Source organism: Pseudovibrio sp. W64 (genome assembly GCF_001623145.1).
Taxonomy (GTDB): Bacteria; Pseudomonadota; Alphaproteobacteria; order Rhizobiales; family Stappiaceae; genus Pseudovibrio.
On sequence record NZ_LMCI01000038.1, the window covers coordinates 248,114 to 266,848 of the forward strand.

Below are 18,735 nucleotides of genomic sequence, written 5' to 3' on the forward strand. Positions count from 1 at the left end.
ATTCGATCAATAGATCAAACACATAACAAAAGCCCTGAACCTTTGGTTCAGGGCTTTTTGCGTTCGCGTCAACACCACGTCAACATTCGATGCAGGCATGAGTTAACGATCGATAGGATGCTTGACTGTGAGAAATCTAGGCTGGTCATCGGCAAGTAACTCATGTTCCTTAGCCGAAAAGACAAACGAAGCAAACGTGTTCGTAAAGTGGTGGAGTTCGATTTATCTGCGTGAAGTTTATCATATAAGGTAACCTGCATCGGAGGGAGTATGCGGGCTAAAAAGCAATTGTTATTTAACGAACAGCATCTGTACTTAAATCGCTTATTGAAAGGCTCTATCCTCGTGGCTTGTGATGGGCCTGAGAGCTTTGTATGAAAAGAGCAATGGTTTTGAAGAATGCAACGCCGATGCAAAATCCACTGACGTTGCTGTTTTGCGATTGATCTAGTCTACAACAAACTCAGTTGTCTTGAACTGGCCAATGGCGTCTTCATCAAGCTCAATTCCCAATCCGGGTCCTTGAGGAATATGAACAAAAGGAGGTTCAAACTTCAATGGTGTTTTAAGGAGATCGTGAGAGCGTATATGGCGTCCGAATATGTCACTTGGCCAAATGCAGTTTTGAGTAGCTGCGGCCTGATGCACATACATGGCTTCTAGAATTCCCAAATCCACTTCAGAACCATGCCAGAAGTAGAAGTTTGCGCAATGAGCAACCTGCGCTAGTCGATGGAAGGCTGAGAGACCACCATTAAAGTTAAATCCATCAACTGCTTGATGAGTCAAGGCATTAATAATGTCGTGCTGACGTTGTCCCTGCCAGATGTAAGGCAATGAGATATGTCTGATAATGCGGATGTCTGTAAACTCGCGAAGGGCTTTGTAGTCCTGAAGCATCCAAATCGGCATTGGATCTTCTAAAATCATAACGTTCCCAACCTTCTCAAGGCCCCGCACTATTTTCTTTGTTTCTCCCAAATTTTCAAATCGTTGATTGGGATCAAAAATCACCTTCATCTTGGGAGCATGTGCCGCAATTTTTTCACACATGCCAACGACATCATCTTCGAGATCTGCTTTGAACTTGATCGTTTCAAATCCTAGGTCCTGATATTGCCTTACCCATGGGCCAACTTCATCCAAAGTTCTGTGGCTGGACCAAGCAGTAACTTTGACCTTTTCTTGAAGCGCTCCTCCAAGCAGTTTGTGGAGGGGGAGGCCTTGTAGCTTTGCAGCAACATCCCAAATCGCGCATTCAAATCCGTCATATTCTCGTGAGAGCAATATAGGTAGTTGCTGGAGACTGAGGTCTTCGATGGCAACGCCTAAAAGGCTATCTGCGATATCCTTTACCAGCTTGGTATTGTGATCTCTCATAAATTCGCCACAGCCAACCGTGCCGTTAGATAGTGTCATGCGAACAATGAGCTTTGGTAGCTCATCAAACTGAGTTGACCATGTTCCTTTTGCTCCCACGGGAAGCATATGCAATGGCTTGTTCAGTGTGGCAGAGTTGATAACGCCTGGATTTGCACGAACGATGACTTCAGTGAATTCAAATTTCTCGATTGTATGCTTTGTCATTGGGGCTACCGATAGTGACAGGAGAAAATGGTCGGAGATAAACCTCCGACCATGAAATCTTTTTGATGTCTACTTCAGATAAACAGAGGCATTTGCTTTATTGATTGCAGCTTTAAATTCTGTCAGTAGAGTTTTTCCGCTGTCTGTCAGAGTTTCATCAAAATACTTGTCCATCTCGCTCACTGCAACTTCGCGCATTCTGGCGAGCTCATCCTTGGATGGGGTGTTTACGACCATTTTTTCCTTGAGATCAATGGTGTCTTCGGCTTCAGAAATACGACCCAATCCACGCGTTGCAACAACAGCTTCCATGCTGGAAGCACGCAGGATGTCCTGTTGTTCTGGTGACAGACCTTCAAAGAACTGTTTATTAACAAGGAAGAACAACGGGTTATAGAGATGCTTAATCAGGCTTGTCGCTGTCTGCACTTCGTAGAGCTTTGTGCGGTATACGGTTGGGACTGGATTCATTTGTCCATCAATTACACCTGTCTGAAGACCAGTGTAAACTTCGCTCCAAGCCAGCGGATAGGCTTCTGCGCCCAAAGCTTGAATAAGACGCTGATGTGCCGGCACCGTCATCGTCCGAATGCGCATGCCTTTGAAGTCTTCCAGCGTTTTAACTGGCTTCTTTGAATTGGTTAGTGCAAAGAAGCCGCCTGGATCGGCAATGCCCAAAACCACAACATCCCCAAGCTTTGCCTCAATAGCTTTGGCCAGCTTTGTACCAAACTCACCTCCATATACTTTGTAGACGGAAGCCATATTGTCGAAAGCGAACGGTAAGTTCAAAATATCTAGGTCAGGGTACACAGGTGTCAATGAACCAAGAGATGCGATCGTGCCCTGAATGATTCCGTCTCGAACCTGTTGTAGTCGCTCTTCACTGCTGCCTAATTGGTTGTTTGGATAAATTTCTACATCAATATCACCATTGGTGGCAGCTTCAACAGATGCACCTAATACAGCGGAATAGGCGTGTGTCACATTTCCTTTTGCTTCCGGAGGTGCATCATGGCCGATACGCATCAGTTCAGCGTGCGCAGCTCCTCCCAAAAGAGCGGTCATGCAAACGGTAGCAAGCAACGTTTTTAAAGATCTCATGGTATTAACTCCCAATTATGTCCAGAGATTTTAGAAGCCGAGCAGTCTCGGAATGAAGAGGGCTACATCCGGCAAGAATGCAAAACCCAGTAGTATGGCTACTTCCAAAAGAAGGAAGGGCCAGAGATCTTTCATGATCCCACCAATCCTCTCGCCGGTTACAGACGAAAGTACAAAGAGGCACGCGCCAATTGGTGGGGTCATAAGAGAAATATTCAGAGCAAGGACGACGATAATACCGGCATGAATGGGATCTAGACCAATTTGAGCCATTATTGGCAAAAGGACAGGACCCATGATGATAAGCACGGCGGTAATATCCATGACCATGCCGAAGGCAAGCAGGATGCCAATCAACATCAACAAAATGAGGTCTTTATTGTCGCTGAGGACAAGCAAACCTTTGGAGAGATTCTGTGGAATGCGCTCAAACCCAAGCCACCAGCCAAGCGCTGATGCAATCGCTACGATAAGAAATACAACGCCGTTGATGCGAGCAGTTCTCGCCAAAATCTCGGGTAGGTCTGAAAGCTTTAGATTTTTGTAAACGAACATGCCGATGAAAAGAGCGTAGCCAACAGCGATAGCGGCAGCTTCTGTGGGCGTAACAATACCGCCCAAAATGCCTCCAAGAATGATACCGGGCATTAGGAGAGCCAGAAACGCTTTTTTGAAAGCAGCCCAAACAATGCGCCGACTAAGGAGGATATCTTCGCGAGGAAGATTTTTGGCTCTGGCTGTGAGAGTTATCATTGCCATGCACAGCAGCGTAATAACAGCACCAGGAAGGATCCCTGAGGCAAACAAGCCCGCAATAGAAACCCCCATAATGGAACCGTAAAGCACCATTAAACTAGAGGGTGGGACAGTTGGCCCTACGATAGAGCCAGCTGCTGTAATTGCACAGGCATAGGACCGAGTATAACCGTTGCGTACCATAGCAGGAACAAGAGTTCTGCCAAATGCAGCCGCATCTGCTGTAGCGGATCCCGAGACACCAGCAAACAACAATGAGGCGAGCATATTTGTATGCGCCAAACCTCCACGCCAATGGCCGACAAGCGCCTTGGCAAACAGGAGAATTCGATCTGTAATACCGGTTTTATTCATGATTTCGCCGGCCAAAATGAAGAACGGCATGGCCAAAAAAGCAAAACTGTTTAAGGCCGAGAAAATTTTACTTGGGATCATGACGAGGAAGTTATTATCAACGATCCCACCACCAAGAGCGATATAACCGGCAAAAGTAGCAACCCCAATTGCGACCCCAATTGGCAAGCCAATCAGCAAGCTAACAACAAATAATAGTGCAACGATCACTGGTCTGCCTCCTGATTTGCTCTGTTGGAAACATCCACTTCCAATATTTGAACGGGAAGTTTGCCGAAATCACGGATAAACACGAGAGAAAGCTGAACTGCGGTGAGGAAGAAGGACACACCGACCGCAGCATGAGGAACAGTCAGAGGCATTCCAAAAATTGAGGTACGTGTACCGAGAGCCTTAAAAGCGAAACTGATAGACAGAAGAGCAATACTAAAAAAGACGGTGATGCTCACAAGATCAATGAATGCAGCAAGCAGCAGGCGCTGCTTTTCTGGTACTTTTTCGTAGATAAACGAGATGAAGACGTGTTGTCTCCGATACATAGCCGTCGCAATCGCTAATAGCATGGTCCACACCATTAGGTAGCGTGCTGCTTCTTCCACCCAGATGACTTGCCACTTGAAGATGTAACGATCCAGGACTGCGAACCATACGTCGAAGAGTAAAACGGCGAACATCGCAATTATAATCTTGTTCAGTACAGTGTCGATAATCCGAGAGGCTTGCCCACAAAAGCTGCGCATATAAATCTCCCACCAATGAAACGCGCATAACGTCTATGTTGGACCAATCACGAGCCAGATTCGCATCATAATTGGATCTTATTGGATCTATATTGGACTGAAATATCTATAAGTCAACGAAAATGAATTACGTATTACAGCGTCTGTACTCAGCAAAATTGTGGTGATATATCGAAAATTGGATTGAATTGGTGCTATTTTGGTTGATTGTTCGATCTATTGCGATCAAAATGGTGTGCCTAAAGAGAGTCGGGTATATTAGGGCCTCATAAAGTTTTGTTTATTTGGGGAAATACGAGAGTTATGAAACAGGACGCACACTCGACAGATCTTCATACTCACTTGCTGAGTGCGTTGAGAAATGGCGATCTTAATCCAGGGCAACGCCTGCCGACAGAGCGTGCATTTGCTGATCAGTTTGGTGTCAGTCGAGGTGCGGTACAACGTGTCCTGCAGAACCTTGAAGAGAAAGGTTTGATCTTTCGAAAGATTGGAAGCGGAACCTTCGTTTCCGATCACCTAGATAGTGCTGTCGAAACGTTTGATCACGGAGTAGATATTACTAAGGGTAACTTGGCAGAACACGTCGAAGCCAGAGCGGCATTTGAACCCTGGGTTATTGCCACTGCTGCCCGATATGCCACTTCAGATCATAAGCAGGAGCTGCGTAAACGGTTAGAACGTGTTTCTAATCCTGAAGATTGGCTCGACTACAAAGAGAGCGTTTATCAATTCTTTCGTCTTCTTTACGAGATCACCGAAAATGGCTTCCTCCTACATATCTTCGATTTAATCATTAAGGCACGTGAGGACGTCCGCTTTGGCGGTGAACGGCCCAAAACACGCGTAAGTTTAGTCATCAGAAACAACATGGTTCGCTCTTTAGAGACCATTGCTGAGCCCGTAGAGCAAAATAACCCTGAGAAAGCTGAGGCTGCAAGCCGGGAATTTCTCGACAAAATGATACTGAGCGTAAACACATAAGTGGAGGTAAATTCACATGGAAATCGGAAAACATCTTCCCTCAGAGGCAAGCCAACATGTAACAGCTGGCCCATACTCACCGGTCTTAATCGTCAAGGCAGACAAAATTGCTCTGATTTCAGGTCAAGCGCCTCTTGATGATGAAGGCAACGTGATTGGTGAAACGATTGAAGAACAAACACGCGTCACACTCGACAATTGCCTGAAGCAACTTCAAACAGTCGACTGTGATCTGGGCGATGTCTTCAAAGTCAATGTATTCTTGACTGACTTGGAAGAGTGGGAGCGATTTAACGTCGTTTACCAAGAGTATATGCCAGAGCCGCGACCTGTGAGGACCGCTGTTCAAGCAGGACTACTCTCTACATTCAAAGTCGAAATTGAGATGTGGGCGGTGCATAACTAGACCTTTGTGGTTTGTATGCTGAATTGATTTATTTGGGAGAATGCCGTGATTTGGGAAGATCTGACCACTGAAGATCTGGGCAAGATTGACCGTGAAACGCCGGTTGTTTTGAATGTTGCAGCAATTGAACAACATGGTCCTCATTTGCCGTTATCAGTAGATGCAGATATTGGTGAATTCTTTTTAGGCGAACTCAATAAATGTCTGGGCGATGCAGTACTAACTCTGCCGTCTGTCAAAGTTGGCTGTTCTGAGCATCATATGGATTTTGCTGGATCCCTTACTGTTACTCACGAATCTTTCATGAATTATGTACTCGGTATTCTTGAATCGGTTCTTCATCACGGCTTCAAAAACATCCTTATTCTCAACTCACACGGCGGTAATAATGCAATTGGAAAAGTAATTGCAGAAAAACTGGGAGTACGATACGGGAAGAATGCCCGTATTCTGTTTACAGCTTGGTGGCGCGCTGCCTCCGAACAATTGGCTGCAATCTCAGACTCAGGGAAGCTTGGAACTGGGCATGCATGCGAATTCGAAACCTCTGTAATGCTTCTGGCGCAGCCACAAAAAGTGAAACTGGACCGCATGCCGCATGGATTACAGTTTGTTGAGGTAGGAGAGCGTTATGACGCAGGCTTGGTCGGTGGAAACTCGGTTGACTATATTCGGTCGATGAAACGGATCTCAGGTGGGAGTGGCATTGTGGGGAATCCAACAACAGCTAGTGTAGAAAAAGGACAGTTAATCACTGATGTTGTCATAGATAACCTTTCAGAAATTGTGAAAGATATGAAGAATTTACTGTGAATTGCGAACGATGCTACCCGAGTATATGTGTTTTCGACGATTACTCAGTCTTCTTTTTTAATAGAAATTTATGTCTCTGATTTCGGTGACACTTCGTCCTAGGCGTCAACAGCTGTATTCGTTTTGACCTATACAGTACATCGTTTGGTGTCGTGCAATATCGGCGAAGTTAGTGTATGCTGCGTCGTTATTTCAATGACTTGACAGCTAACTTATTGAAAAATAATAATAGTAGGGTTTACTTCATTAGAGCCCCTTAATCTGAAGATCGTAGGTTCAAATCCTACCCCCGCAACCAAATATTTAAACCCGTTATCATCACGATGACGGGTTTTTTGTTGTTTGGGGGCTTGGAAATAACGACAACTCCGATTATCGTATCCTAGCCCCTATCTTTAAATGATTTGTCGCTATAGATGAAGCGGGGGCGCGGCCGTAACTGGAGGCGTCGTCGCCGGCGTTGTAGAGCTCGCATTTGTCCAGAGACAGGCAGCCGCCTTCCAGCTGCAATCTCAAACATTCCAAACGGGCGATGCCCTTGTTCAGATGGACTTTTACTGCTGGCTTAAGCGTTGCCACTCTGCTTTGCTTGGTGAACGGCCCGGGGGAAGTGTTCCGAGTTGATCTGAAATCTCTTTGATGGTGAAGTCAAACTCCTGCGCGACTAACGCAAATGACAGGCGGCGGATGTCTGCGCGCATAAAGCGGCGCTGACCACCAGAGTTGCGGCTGGCGGTGACGGAATTGCGCTCCTATGTGCGTTCGTTTGCGTTATTAGCGTTAGGACAGCGCTGCTATGTCGATACAGCTCGCGAAAGTAGCTCTGGTGACACGTCGACGATAGACCGCGTTCTGTAGGATAACTCCAGCTAGCATCGGCGCTGCACTCAAACAAGGAAAGAGGATAGAAATAATCTATCCCCCTACTTCAGATAATGCCGTCGATACCCGTCTCAATACACGCCGGGGATAAGTGATTTGGGTGGAGTTAGCTTCCTGAAGTTACTCAGCAACCAAGTCTTGTGATGAGCTCAGCAACATCTGAGCCACATCTTCTTTCAAAAGCGCATCGGGGCGGGTGCAGGTGGTTTCTAACTCCACGAACCTTCGCTCGCGGCCAGAGGTTAGAATGGAGAACATGACGTCTGCAACATGGAGTGCAAGGGCGTGGTTGCAGCGATGTGCGCGGCCTTCCAAAATACCCATTGCCATATCGGAGAGGCCAGCAGCTCGGTAATTTGCCAAGGCGCCCATACTATCGTGTTGCTGATTAGGTTCTCCAAACGGATGCTGCCAAACTGGTAGATCTACCGGTACCCCATTTTCATCTGCAATGCGTACCGCTCCACCAAAGAAGTTTGGATCAGGCCCATACAGTGTGCCAGTTTCGCCGTATAGCTCCATGTGATTATGGCTATGATCCTTCACATCCCAACTGGCTCCAAGAGTAATCACAGCACCACTATGGAACTCGAGCAGAGCATGAACAGTGGTCTCTGTTTCAACGGAAATCATCTCTCCATAACGCTGTTCAGAAGTGATTGTTCGCTTGGGAGACGGAATAGACGTTAAAGCTGAAACGGTTTTTACAGGCCCAAGCAACTGTACAAGGTTCGTGAGGTAATACGGACCCAGATCAAGAATTGGTCCGCCACCATCTTTGAAGAAGAATGCGGGATTTGGGTGCCAATGCTCCATACCACGGCTCATGACATGACATGTTCCGCTCCCAACTTTGCCAATCGCTCCACTGTCGATCAGGCTACGGCATTGCTGATGAGATCCTCCAAGGAATGTATCTGGCGCAGAGCCAATACGAAGCCCTTTTTGCTCAGCAAGTTCAAGCAGGACCTGTCCCTCTTTCAAAGAAAGAACAAACGGTTTTTCTGAGTAAACGTGCTTGCCAGCTTCGAGGATGCGGCGACTTATGTCGTAATGTGCTGCTGGAATAGTAAGATTGACGACGATATCGATATCGTCGGCAGCCAATAGCTCCTCAACGGTATAGGCCAACACTCCGAATTCCGCCGCTCTAGCATGTGCGGCATCCATATTGATGTCTGCCACTGCCTTTAGGTTCAACCCTCGAAACAGAGGGCCAAGTGTAAGGTAGGTTTCCGATATATTGCCGCACCCAATAATGCCAATACCGAGCTTTTCTAACATCAAACACCTTCCAGCATTTTGAGTGAGTTCAAGGAGCGTTGCGCAAAGCGGGCAAAGTCACTCGGGTTGTCGTGTTCCAAGACATAAACACAAGCACGGCTTTTCTCTTGTAAGGCTGAGAGGATTTGGCCCCACTGTACAATGCCGAAACCAACGTCTGCCCAGCCATCTTCATCGGCACATTCGCCAGTGGCAGCAATGTCTTTGACATGAACAGCTGTAATGCGGCTACCATAGCGCTCAATCCATGAAATCGGATCGTGACCACCTCGGATGATCCACGCAATGTCAGCTTCCCAATCGATCTCTGGCGCTTCAGTGAGGATGATTTCCATAGGTGTACGCCCGTTGTACTCACATTGAAACTCAAAATCATGATTGTGCCACCCAAAGCTTAGGCCTGCAGCTTGCACTTTTGTGCCAACCTGCGCGAGGCGGTGAGCAAATGAGATCCAGTCAGCTTCAGTTTGAGGGCGCTCTGATGGGGCGAGGAAAGGCGCGAAAATGCGCGTTATTCCAAGATATTTTGCCAGTTCAATATAGCGTGCTGTATCTGCTTCTAGTTCATCAATTCCAAAATGGCCGGAGGGCATGGAAAGGCCGTTGGCATCCAGCATCTGTCGCAAAGCATTGGGATCTTCGTAAACCCCGCCAAAGCCTTCTACTTGGGTGTAGCCCATTTTGGCCAGACCGCTCAAAACCTCAGTCAGTGGCTGAGCATTGCGTGCACTATAAAGCTGAAGGGAAAAATCCATTGTGATCAATTTCCTGCGTTTAGAGACGTAATTCAGATATCTTGTCAAACAAAGAGGCTTTAACCGGGTCAAAGCCGATAGGCAGGCGGTCACCCACATTGACAGTGGCTTGTCCGTCCATACGGAAATGGAAGGGTTGATTGTCCAGCGAGGTCCACACCAGCGTATCTGATCCCATGGGCTCCACAACTTCGACTGATATGTCGGAGTTAAATGGTTGCTCCTGAGCTGCATTCCCCACGTGAACATGCTCTGGACGGATGCCAAGATAAATTGGTCTGTTGTCTTCTGCTCTGGTTTTGAAGTTGTAGCGGCCTAGCGCAATATCCAGGTTATTTGATGTGAAACTGGGCTGTTCATCAATGCCATATGCACCATCAAGGAAGTTCATGGCCGGGGAGCCGATGAAGCTCGCCACGTACTTGTTTACCGGTTGATTGTAGATGGTAAACGGGTCTGCGAGCTGTTGAATGACACCGTCGCGCATAATCGCAATGCGGTCTGCTAGTGTCATCGCTTCCACCTGATCGTGCGTTACATAAATCATGGTGTTGCGTAGTTTTTGATGCAAGCGCTTCAGCTCCACACGCAACTCCGCACGCAGCTTCGCGTCCAGATTGGAAAGAGGCTCGTCAAACAAAAAGACATCCACATCACGAACAAGAGCGCGCCCAATGGCAACACGTTGGCGTTGACCGCCGGAAAGTTGCCCCGGCTTGCGGTTTAGCAAGGGCTCGATCTGGAGCATTTGGGCTGCGCGGTTTACCCGGTGCTCGATATCCTCACGAGGCACCTTGGCATTCTTCAAGCCAAACGTCAGGTTTCCACGCACCGTCATTTGCGGGTAGAGCGCATAGGATTGAAACACCATGCCGATGCCTCTGTCTTTCGGCTCAGCCCATGTAACGTTTGTGCCGTTTATGATGATTTGGCCTTCGGAGAGATCCAGTAATCCTGCAATGCAATTCAGCAGGGTAGATTTCCCGCATCCTGATGCACCCAGCAGAACAAGGAACTCCCCCTCAGCGACATCCAAGTTGAGTTGATCGAGAACAGTAGCTTCACCAAATTTTAGCGACAGATCGCGAATGCTGATTGAGCTCACTGTATTATCCTTTCACAGCACCAGCGGCGACGCCGCGTACAAAAAAGCGCCCAGAGAAGAAATAAACAGCCAATGGCACTGCGCCTGTCAGCAAGGTTGCAGCCATGTTGACGTTGTATTCCTTCACACCTTGTGTGGTGTTGACGATGTTGTTGAGCTGAACAGTCATGGGGAAGTTTTTGACCCCCGCAAAGATGACGCCAAATAGGAAATCATTCCAAATTCCAGTGACTTGCAAAATCACCGCAACGACAAAGATCGGAGCAGACATTGGCACCAGCACCTTCAGGAAGATGCCCCAGAACCCAGCGCCATCCACACGAGCAGCTTTAAACAACTCCTCAGGTAAAGCTGCGAAGTAGTTGCGGAACAAGAGTGTCAGAATTGGCATTCCAAAGATGGTGTGAATGAAGATCACGCCTTGAAGAGACCCGAATATGCCCAGCTCTCGGGTAACAATCACAAGCGGATAAAGCATCACTTGGTAAGGAATAAAACTACCGAAGATGAGAATGGTAAAGAACACTTCAGAGCCCTTAAATTTCCAATTGGAAAGGGCGTAACCATTCACAGAGGCGATGGTGATGGACATAATAACGCTTGGGATGGTGATCCTTACGGAATTCCAGAACCCAACTTTCAGCCCTTCACAATATAGACCCGTGCAGGCGGTATCCCAAGCCTTAGCCCAGGGAGCAAATGTAACTTCCATTGGCGGAGCAAAGATGTTGCCAAGACGTATTTCTGGAAGACCTTTAAGGCTTGTCATCATCATCACATAGAGTGGTAGCAAGTAATATACAGCGGCTACCAATAGAACCGAGTAGAGCATTATTCGTGTTGGGTTGATGCGGCGAAGTGGTTTCGCGCCGGATGGTTCCTTTGCGGAGCTCTTACTGGGCTTTGCTCGAGTAATTTCGAAGGATTCAACAGTCATATCAGCCCCTCTACCTCTGTGCTTTCTTCTTGCCGTATTCGAGATAAATCCACGGAATCAAGATGATGAGGACGGTTGTGAGCATGACTGTAGAGGCGGCGAGTGCTTGCCCAACATTGGCTCTGGCGAACATGAAATCATAAACGTATTTGGCGGGCACCTCTGATGCGATGCCTGGACCACCCTGTGTCATCGCAACGACGAGATCGTAAAGCTTAACGATGCCAGCTGCGACAATTACAAGAGTGGTGACCATAACACCGCGCATCATGGGAACGATCACAAACAGGTATGTCTTCCAAACCGGGATTCCATCAATTCTTGCAGCGTTCCAGATCTCCCGGTCAACGCCGCGAATACCAGCCAACATCAACACCATGACGAAGCCAGTTCCTTGCCAGATGCCAGCAATCAGCAAGGCATAAAGCACAGTGCCCCGGTTGGCGATCAGGTCAAAGGTGAAGTTTTCAAAACCCCATGATCGTACAGTCTCCTGAATGCCCAGACTTGGGTTCAAAATCCACTGCCAGACAATGCCGGTAACAATGAATGAGAGAGCAAAGGGATAGAGGTAGATCGTCCGAAATGTATCTTCAAAACGTATTTTCTGGTCGATCAGAGCAGCGAGAATAAACCCGATGACAAATGAGATCAGGAGCGAAAGAACTCCGTAAATCACGATGTTTTCCAGCGAGATCAACCAGCGAGAGGTACGGAACAATCGCTCATATTGTGCAAATCCGACAAACTCGTTGACTGGCAGGGCACGGGACTTGGAAAAGGAATAGATGACTGTCCAGATCGAGCAGCCAAGGAAAACCACAAGTGTTGTGGCAATCATCGGCAATGCAGCAATCTTGGCATTAAGGTTTCGAAATAAAGGGTTTGGCCGTTTGGCGATGGACATTCACACATCTCCGACGCAAGTCAGGTGGGCCGATCCTGAAGACCGACCCTCCAACTGTTTTTAAAGGAGAGGTGCCATTAATCGGCATACTCAATGATTTCGACAAAGCGAGTTTGCGCTTCTTCGACACTCATTTCCGGCGAGCTGAAGAACTCCACCCACAAATCTTCAATTTGACCTTGTGTGTCAGAAGAAAAAGCCTGCTCAGATCCGGGCAAAATATTTTCCGGATTTGCCAGAATGGAGATACCCTTCTTCATGCAAGCATTTGCATCATCAAGATTGATGTCGCCACGGATTGGAAGGGAACCTTTTCGAAGGTTGAAATCGACCTGAACCTGCTTGGAAACCAGCAAGGAAGCCATTTCCAACTGAGCTGCAACGATCTCAGGCTGGTCTCCGTTCGGTTTCGGGAAGAAGAATGAGTCCCCACCGGTATCAAGAACAGGATTAGCGCCCAGACCCGGCAGACAATCATACTCATTACCAGCTGTTTGCCCGGCCAAAGAAAACTCCCCTTGAGCCCAGTCACCCATGATTTGCGCGCCAGCTTTACCAGTGATGACCATGTTTGTTGCATCGTTCCATGCACGGCCAACATAGCCACTGTCGACTAATCCACGTGCGGCAGCAACAGCTTCAAACACCTTTCGCATTTCAGGGCTGCCCGCCGCCTCAACGCTCTTTTGCTCTTTAATTTGCCGGTAAAGGTCAACGCTACCTAGTGCAACCTGAAAGACATTCGCCATGCCGGTGAGCTGCCAGGCCTCACCACCAACGGCCAGAGGCGTAATCCCTGCTTCTTTCAGTTTGGGTGCGGTCTCAATAAACTCTTCCCAATTTGCCGGAACAGCTAAGTTATTGTTTTCATAAACGCCACGGTTCAACCACATCCACTGGAATGAATGAATGTTGACCGGCACGCAGTAGACGCGACCTTCGTAAGTGCAGCTCTCAAGCAGTTTTGCTGGGCGAATGAAATCAGCCCAACCTTCTTTCTCGGCAATCTCAGTAAGATCTGTCATCAGGCCTGCTTTGATCAGGTCTTCAGCATCACGCCCTGTGTTAAGCTGGGTCGCCCCCATTGGATCACCACCAGAAATACGGCTTATGATGATCGGACGAGCATTGCTGCCCCCTGCAATCGCGCTGTCTACCCAATTATGCCCGGCACCTGTGACTGCATCAGCAAACACTTTCACAGCAGCGGCTTCCCCACCAGAAGTCCACCAATGTGTCACTTCCAAATCAGCAGCATAAGCAGAAGAAGCACCGGCGAGCATAGTTGCTGCGGTTAAAAATCCTTTGACCTTAAGCATTGAATTACCCTCCCAATAATTCGAATGATGATCAGGCCTCCCAACCCGATCATGACGTCAATCACAGTAGCTTTATGATAGTTTTATTTTGACTGCAATCGATTACATATATATCGTAGTCAGTGAAAATGCGCTGAGTCAACAGTAATTATTGGCCAGTAACTGTCCATAAATAGTATCGGTCAACGTATGACTTCAAAAGTTGTTACAGTACAGGATGTTGCCATTGTCGCAGGTGTTTCTACAGCTACGGTAAGCAGAGCTCTTAGCAAGCCTGAGAAGGTGAATAAAGCAACTCGAGAAAAGGTGATGGCTGCTGTTCGTGTCACCGGTTATCGCATCAATCAAACTGCTCGAAATTTGAGGAAAAAGGAGGCAGGAGCGGTCGTTGCTCTTGTGCCTAATCTGGGCAATCCGTTTTTTTCTTCAATACTTTCCGGCATTGAAAGTGTGCTCGCCAAAGAGGGTTTAAGCCTGCTGGTCGTGGACATACTTCAAACCAGTTTTAAGCGTGAACAGGCCTATGACTACCTCTCGATGAAACAGGCAGATGGTTTGCTGGTGCTAGATGGCACATTGGATCTCACGAACCTAAATGACGGTTCCGTATCTTCAGAATTACCACCCGTCGTGTACTGCTGTGAGTGGGGCACAGACCCACGTTTCGGATCGGTGCGGGTTGATAACCACCAGGGCTCTCAGTTGGCCGTGAGCCATTTATACACACTCGGCCACGAAGCCATCGGTTTGGTGCGAGGCCCTGCAGAAAACAGGCTTACAGCCGCCCGTCAGGAAGGGTTTGAAGCTGCTATTTCAGAATATGCTCTGCCACTTCGCGAAGAGTGGCTGATTGACGGTGACTTTTCGCTAGATGCAGGCGTACATGCAGCACACAGATGGTGCGCACTGGACGAGCGCCCGACTGCTATGTTCTGCATGAGTGACGAGATCGCTTTTGGGTTCATATCAGAGCTTGACCGGCTTGGTTTTTCCGTCCCCACAGATGTCTCCGTCATAGGCTTTGACGATATCGCAATTGCCGAACGTTTCATCCCGTCTTTAACAACGATCCGCCAGCCCAGATTCCGCATTGGGCAGGAAGCCGCCGGTAAGCTGCTACGCCGCATTGCCGGAGAAGTCGAAAACCGTGCCGAGAGCGAAGCAGCTGCACGCCGAACGGTTCTGCCAGTGGAGTTGATTGAAAGGCGAAGCACAGCGCCTTTTAGCGAAAAACAGTGCGCCTTGTAACAGCCAAACGCCACAAGGCACTCATATTTAATCCATACAAGCCATTGGAATATTGGGAGATTATGTGATGAAAACGCTCAAAGGTCCCGCGCTTTTTCTAGCGCAGTTTGTCGGAGATGCAGTCCCATTTAACACGCTTGGGTCAATAGCCAAATGGGCTGCTGATCTGGGATACAAAGGCCTGCAGATTCCCAGTTGGGATGAGCGTTTGATTGACCTTGAAAAGGCGGCCACAAGCAAAACTTACTGCGATGAGTTGAAGGGGACACTAGCTGATCATGGTGTTGTAATCACCGAACTATCGACCCACCTGCAAGGCCAGTTGATCGCAGTTCACCCAGCCTATGATGTGATGTTTGACGGGTTCGCGCCGCCTCAGGTGCATGGCAACCCTAAGGCGCGGCAGCAATGGGCAGTCTCACAATTGCTTCTGGTGGCTAAAGCCTCGCAAAATCTGGGACTCACGTCTCATGCCACGTTTTCGGGGGCGTTAGCATGGCCCTATGTCTACCCGTGGCCACAGCGCCCGGCTGGTCTCATTGAGACTGCATTCGAAGAACTCGGTAAGCGTTGGATGCCGATCCTCAATGCCTTTGATAAAGCAAATGTAGACGTGTGCTACGAGATACATCCGGGAGAGGATCTGCATGACGGCGTCACCTTTGAGATGTTCCTCGCTAAAGTGAAAGGCCACTCCCGCGCAAATATTTTGTATGATCCAAGCCACTTTGTGCTGCAACAACTGGACTATCTCGGCTTTATTGACGTCTATGCTGACCGCATAAAAATGTTCCACGTTAAGGATGCCGAGTTTAATGCATCGCCCAGGCAAGGCGTTTATTCCGGCTATCAGAGCTGGGAGAACCGTGCAGGCCGTTTTCGCTCTCTGGGTGATGGTCAGGTGGACTTCAAATCAATTTTCTCCAAGCTTGCCGCTCTCAACTTTGACGGATGGGCCGTGCTGGAATGGGAATGTGCCCTCAAGCACCCTGAGGACGGGGCGAGAGAAGGGGCGCAGTTCATAAAAGACCACATTATCCGCGTCACTGAGCGCGCCTTTGATGACTTTGCGGATGCAAGAACAGATGAAGCAGCCAACCGCCGCATTCTTGGCATTTCAGAGCTAAAAAGCGTCCAGTAAGCTGGCAATCAAATAGGCAGCCGAGATACGCATAATCAGGCTACTTGCCCGGAAAGGCACATTGCGTGGGTGAGGGGGGCTTAGCTCGTTTAAAGTTCAGGCGCGATTATATGAACTTCGGAGCCGTTGGGAGTTGAAGGTTCCGTCAAGGTTATGTTGTTTGCACGACTGATGTGAAAAAAGGCAGCCGAGATATCCTGAGTGATCTCGTCATGGAGTACAAATGAAATTCTGCCCGCGTTGAGCAATGCTTTGTTTTCCTGATTAAGGTCATGTGCAATGTAGCTGTCTGGATACATCTTGTATTGCTCAAGCATTTGAATAATTGCCCTGTTTCCTCCGCCCATGGAGTACACAGCACATATGTTCTGCTCTTTCTCAAGAATAGAGGCTAGGTCTTTTTCAATTTTATGATCAACTCCAGAACCTCCTGTGGTTTCAATAAATTTCAGGCCTGGACGATTACGTGTGAGCCATGATCGAAAGCTGATTGCGCGTGTTTCTTCACCTTTAAAATGCTCGTGGCTGCGGCTCATCAATATGGTTCCGCCAGCAGAATGCAGCGTCTTTGAGATCAGGTAAGCTGCAGTCTTTCCCGCTTTTGCATTGTCAATCCCAACGTATGTCAGTCGTTCTGAAATCGGAATATCGGTGAACATCGTGAGGACAGGAATATTCCTTTCTGAGAGCGCTTTGATCATGTCTCTGAGCTTTGGCGTGTCACGCAGCTTCAGGCAAACCCCATTACTACCGTGAGTCATAATGCGTTTGAGGTAACTGACGGCCTCAGCCTCTTGCATGTGCTCCTGCATTATGAAACGGGGCCGGATGACGACAGGGTTTGATCTGCCAATTTCACTTTCAACAGCGCGTCGTATTTCAGAGGAGAAGCGGTCCGGAGCTTCGACAACAAAGTCGATAAAGAGCTTCTTGCCGCGTGCAGACAATTGCTTTTCCTGCAAGTGCAAATCTGCAATCGCGTTTTGTACTCTGCGGACAGACTGCAGACTTACGTTTGTGCGGCTGTGAAGTACGCGGTCAACCGTTGCTGTACTTAATCCAGCTTGAAGAGCGATTTCTTTAACAGGGAAACGATGCGTCATTGATGGATTCTTGATGGAAATGCATATGGCTGGCAATTCAACATTTTGCTTATTTAAGGCCTGATACATCAAGGAGAGGGACTAAGATGGTCAGTAGCAAACAAATTGATGGATTTTACAGGCAATCGGCCTGTGACTTAAACGAGTTCAAGGCACTCGTGGAGCAGGAGCTGTCCGCTGAGACAGTTCCCAACGCCACCCATGTGCAAAGCAATATCCCTATTTACAGCGCAGCGAACCTGCGAAATATGCTTGAAGACACATCCAAGCACAGAAGCTTGTTGTCAGAGTGGGCTAGTGTTTTGCAAAATAGCGCTGGTGTTCTGGTGATTAAGGGAGCTGCAGAAAATATCGCAGCGATAGACGAAGCTACGCAGATATTTGAGAGCATTATTTCTGCTGAGAGGTCTTCCGGCAATGGCGGTGATCATTTTGCAGCTGCTGGTGCGAACGATCGTATCTGGAACAGCCTGCAGAAGCTATGCTTGGCAGATCCATCTGTATTTGCTCGTTACTTTGCCAATCCGCTCATTGACGCGGTCTGTGAGAGCTGGCTGGGGCCGAATTATCAGATGACGACACAGGTCAATCTGGTCCATCCGGGAGGGGCAGCGCAGCAAGCACACAGAGATTATCATCTGGGCTTTCAGACTGCCGAGGTCTGCGAGGATTATCCGGCTCATGTCCATCACCTGTCACCCTACATGACCTTGCAGGGCGCGATTGCTCACTGTGATATGCCCCTTGAAAGCGGACCTACAAAGTTGCTGCCGTTTTCACAAAAATACCTGCCAGGTTATGTGGCGTGGAGGCGAGACGATTTCCGAGAGTATTTCGAGGCTAACTATGTGCAGCTTCCACTCGAAAAGGGAGATGCGGTTTTCTTCAATCCTGCATTGTTCCATGCAGCTGGTGTAAACACGACGACAGATATTCACCGTATGGTGAACTTGCTTCAGGTCTCATCTGCGTTTGGCCGCGCAATGGAAAGTGTTGATCGTAGTGCTATGTGTTCTAAGGTTTTTCCGGCCCTGAAGCATCTGACTGAGCAAGGGGTGCTATCAGGCAAACATCTTGACGCGGCAATAGCATCCTGCGGAGAAGGGTACTCGTTCCCAACCAATCTGGATTTGGACCCACCAGTCGGCGGGTTAGCTCCTGAAACTCAACAAATGCTAATGAAACGCGCGTTGAATGAAGGGATGGCCGCGGACGTTTTCACGAAGGAACTGCAAAAGCAAAGTGCCCGCCGTCTGCCTTAAAGGTCAATTTCATAATAGTCAGCGCTATCTAAGGTTCGGCAGGGCTTT

Annotated in this window: 18 protein-coding genes; 6 read left to right on the top strand and 12 right to left on the bottom strand. The window is 48.2% G+C overall.

Annotated features, from left to right (window positions below; translation table 11 throughout):
• Positions 1-447: 447 nt before the first annotated feature.
• From PsW64_RS17670 to PsW64_RS17685, 4 genes are all read right to left on the bottom strand, one after another.
• Positions 448-1,587: a mandelate racemase/muconate lactonizing enzyme family protein gene (locus tag PsW64_RS17670; protein WP_063304415.1), complete on the bottom strand. Its 1,140-nt coding sequence runs from the start codon at positions 1,585-1,587 to the stop codon at positions 448-450.
• Positions 1,588-1,656: 69 nt separating this feature from the next.
• Positions 1,657-2,691, bottom strand: coding sequence for a DctP family TRAP transporter solute-binding subunit (locus PsW64_RS17675; protein ID WP_063304416.1), 1,035 nt, complete (start codon positions 2,689-2,691; stop codon positions 1,657-1,659).
• Positions 2,692-2,721: 30 nt separating this feature from the next.
• The gene (locus PsW64_RS17680) at positions 2,722-4,011 is read right to left on the bottom strand and encodes a TRAP transporter large permease (RefSeq protein ID WP_063304417.1); all 1,290 of its coding nucleotides are present in this window, start codon (positions 4,009-4,011) and stop codon (positions 2,722-2,724) included.
• Positions 4,008-4,541 carry a TRAP transporter small permease gene (locus tag PsW64_RS17685; RefSeq protein WP_063304418.1) on the bottom strand — a complete coding sequence of 178 codons (534 nt, stop codon included), beginning with the start codon at positions 4,539-4,541 and terminating at the stop codon, positions 4,008-4,010. Before PsW64_RS17685 ends, PsW64_RS17680 begins: the two co-directional genes overlap by 4 nt.
• Positions 4,542-4,844: 303 nt before the next feature.
• Between PsW64_RS17685 and PsW64_RS17690 the strand changes: the two genes are divergently transcribed.
• The 3 genes from PsW64_RS17690 to PsW64_RS17700 are packed head-to-tail and all read left to right on the top strand — an operon-like array spanning position 4,845 to position 6,744.
• Complete coding sequence (locus PsW64_RS17690; RefSeq protein ID WP_063304419.1) at positions 4,845-5,525, top strand: FadR/GntR family transcriptional regulator; 681 nt, start codon at positions 4,845-4,847, stop codon at positions 5,523-5,525.
• Between the two features lie 16 nt (positions 5,526-5,541).
• Positions 5,542-5,931, top strand: coding sequence for a RidA family protein (locus PsW64_RS17695; protein WP_063297595.1), 390 nt, complete (start codon positions 5,542-5,544; stop codon positions 5,929-5,931).
• Between the two features lie 45 nt (positions 5,932-5,976).
• Entirely contained in the window at positions 5,977-6,744 is a 768-nt protein-coding gene (locus PsW64_RS17700) for a creatininase family protein (protein WP_063304420.1), read from the top strand.
• A gap of 554 nt (positions 6,745-7,298) precedes the next feature.
• Here the strand turns inward: PsW64_RS17700 and PsW64_RS27985 are convergent.
• The 7 genes from PsW64_RS27985 to PsW64_RS17735 all read right to left on the bottom strand — a co-directional run bounded on the left by PsW64_RS27985 (position 7,299) and on the right by PsW64_RS17735 (position 13,933).
• Positions 7,299-7,445 carry a MerR family DNA-binding protein gene (locus tag PsW64_RS27985; RefSeq protein WP_208980867.1) on the bottom strand — a complete coding sequence of 49 codons (147 nt, stop codon included), beginning with the start codon at positions 7,443-7,445 and terminating at the stop codon, positions 7,299-7,301.
• A 301-nt stretch (positions 7,446-7,746) separates the two neighbouring features.
• On the bottom strand, positions 7,747-8,910 hold the full coding sequence (locus PsW64_RS17710) for a Gfo/Idh/MocA family protein (protein WP_063304421.1): 1,164 nt from the start codon (positions 8,908-8,910) through the stop codon (positions 7,747-7,749).
• On the bottom strand, positions 8,910-9,665 hold the full coding sequence (locus PsW64_RS17715) for a sugar phosphate isomerase/epimerase family protein (protein ID WP_063304422.1): 756 nt from the start codon (positions 9,663-9,665) through the stop codon (positions 8,910-8,912). Before PsW64_RS17715 ends, PsW64_RS17710 begins: the two co-directional genes overlap by 1 nt.
• Positions 9,666-9,684: 19 nt before the next feature.
• A complete protein-coding gene (locus tag PsW64_RS17720) occupies positions 9,685-10,770 on the bottom strand; it encodes an ABC transporter ATP-binding protein (RefSeq protein WP_063301534.1) in 1,086 nt (361 codons plus the stop codon).
• Between the two features lie 4 nt (positions 10,771-10,774).
• Complete coding sequence (locus tag PsW64_RS17725) at positions 10,775-11,707, bottom strand: carbohydrate ABC transporter permease (RefSeq protein ID WP_063301535.1); 933 nt, start codon at positions 11,705-11,707, stop codon at positions 10,775-10,777.
• Between the two features lie 10 nt (positions 11,708-11,717).
• Positions 11,718-12,614, bottom strand: coding sequence for a carbohydrate ABC transporter permease (locus PsW64_RS17730; RefSeq protein WP_063304423.1), 897 nt, complete (start codon positions 12,612-12,614; stop codon positions 11,718-11,720).
• A 77-nt stretch (positions 12,615-12,691) separates the two neighbouring features.
• On the bottom strand, positions 12,692-13,933 hold the full coding sequence (locus tag PsW64_RS17735; RefSeq protein WP_063301537.1) for an ABC transporter substrate-binding protein: 1,242 nt from the start codon (positions 13,931-13,933) through the stop codon (positions 12,692-12,694).
• A gap of 189 nt (positions 13,934-14,122) precedes the next feature.
• Here PsW64_RS17735 and PsW64_RS17740 point away from each other — a divergent pair, with 189 nt between their 5' ends.
• Together PsW64_RS17740 and PsW64_RS17745 are read left to right on the top strand one after the other, a co-directional pair.
• On the top strand, positions 14,123-15,181 hold the full coding sequence (locus tag PsW64_RS17740; protein ID WP_063304424.1) for a LacI family DNA-binding transcriptional regulator: 1,059 nt from the start codon (positions 14,123-14,125) through the stop codon (positions 15,179-15,181).
• A 67-nt stretch (positions 15,182-15,248) separates the two neighbouring features.
• On the top strand, positions 15,249-16,322 hold the full coding sequence (locus PsW64_RS17745; protein ID WP_063304425.1) for a sugar phosphate isomerase/epimerase family protein: 1,074 nt from the start codon (positions 15,249-15,251) through the stop codon (positions 16,320-16,322).
• Between the two features lie 89 nt (positions 16,323-16,411).
• Here PsW64_RS17745 and PsW64_RS17750 read toward each other — a convergent pair whose 3' ends face one another.
• Positions 16,412-17,425, bottom strand: a complete 1,014-nt coding sequence (locus PsW64_RS17750; protein WP_063304426.1) for a LacI family DNA-binding transcriptional regulator — start codon at positions 17,423-17,425, stop codon at positions 16,412-16,414.
• A gap of 86 nt (positions 17,426-17,511) precedes the next feature.
• Here PsW64_RS17750 and PsW64_RS17755 point away from each other — a divergent pair, with 86 nt between their 5' ends.
• Entirely contained in the window at positions 17,512-18,687 is a 1,176-nt protein-coding gene (locus tag PsW64_RS17755) for a phytanoyl-CoA dioxygenase family protein (protein WP_063304427.1), read from the top strand.
• Positions 18,688-18,735 lie beyond the last annotated feature (48 nt).

Bases quoted from the DNA above. Each gene is read 5' to 3' on its own strand.
- PsW64_RS17670 (WP_063304415.1), bottom strand. From the start codon at position 1,587: ATGACAAAGCATACAATCGAGAAATTTGAATTCACTGAAGTCATCGTT.
- PsW64_RS17675 (WP_063304416.1), bottom strand. From the start codon at position 2,691: ATGAGATCTTTAAAAACGTTGCTTGCTACCGTTTGCATGACCGCTCTT.
- PsW64_RS17685 (WP_063304418.1), bottom strand. From the start codon at position 4,541: ATGCGCAGCTTTTGTGGGCAAGCCTCTCGGATTATCGACACTGTACTG.
- PsW64_RS17690 (WP_063304419.1), top strand. From the start codon at position 4,845: ATGAAACAGGACGCACACTCGACAGATCTTCATACTCACTTGCTGAGT.
- PsW64_RS17695 (WP_063297595.1), top strand. From the start codon at position 5,542: ATGGAAATCGGAAAACATCTTCCCTCAGAGGCAAGCCAACATGTAACA.
- PsW64_RS27985 (WP_208980867.1), bottom strand. From the start codon at position 7,445: ATGCGCGCAGACATCCGCCGCCTGTCATTTGCGTTAGTCGCGCAGGAG.
- PsW64_RS17710 (WP_063304421.1), bottom strand. From the start codon at position 8,910: ATGTTAGAAAAGCTCGGTATTGGCATTATTGGGTGCGGCAATATATCG.
- PsW64_RS17715 (WP_063304422.1), bottom strand. From the start codon at position 9,665: ATGGATTTTTCCCTTCAGCTTTATAGTGCACGCAATGCTCAGCCACTG.
- PsW64_RS17725 (WP_063301535.1), bottom strand. From the start codon at position 11,707: ATGACTGTTGAATCCTTCGAAATTACTCGAGCAAAGCCCAGTAAGAGC.
- PsW64_RS17730 (WP_063304423.1), bottom strand. From the start codon at position 12,614: ATGTCCATCGCCAAACGGCCAAACCCTTTATTTCGAAACCTTAATGCC.
- PsW64_RS17735 (WP_063301537.1), bottom strand. From the start codon at position 13,933: ATGCTTAAGGTCAAAGGATTTTTAACCGCAGCAACTATGCTCGCCGGT.
- PsW64_RS17740 (WP_063304424.1), top strand. From the start codon at position 14,123: ATGACTTCAAAAGTTGTTACAGTACAGGATGTTGCCATTGTCGCAGGT.
- PsW64_RS17745 (WP_063304425.1), top strand. From the start codon at position 15,249: ATGAAAACGCTCAAAGGTCCCGCGCTTTTTCTAGCGCAGTTTGTCGGA.
- PsW64_RS17750 (WP_063304426.1), bottom strand. From the start codon at position 17,425: ATGACGCATCGTTTCCCTGTTAAAGAAATCGCTCTTCAAGCTGGATTA.
- PsW64_RS17755 (WP_063304427.1), top strand. From the start codon at position 17,512: ATGGTCAGTAGCAAACAAATTGATGGATTTTACAGGCAATCGGCCTGT.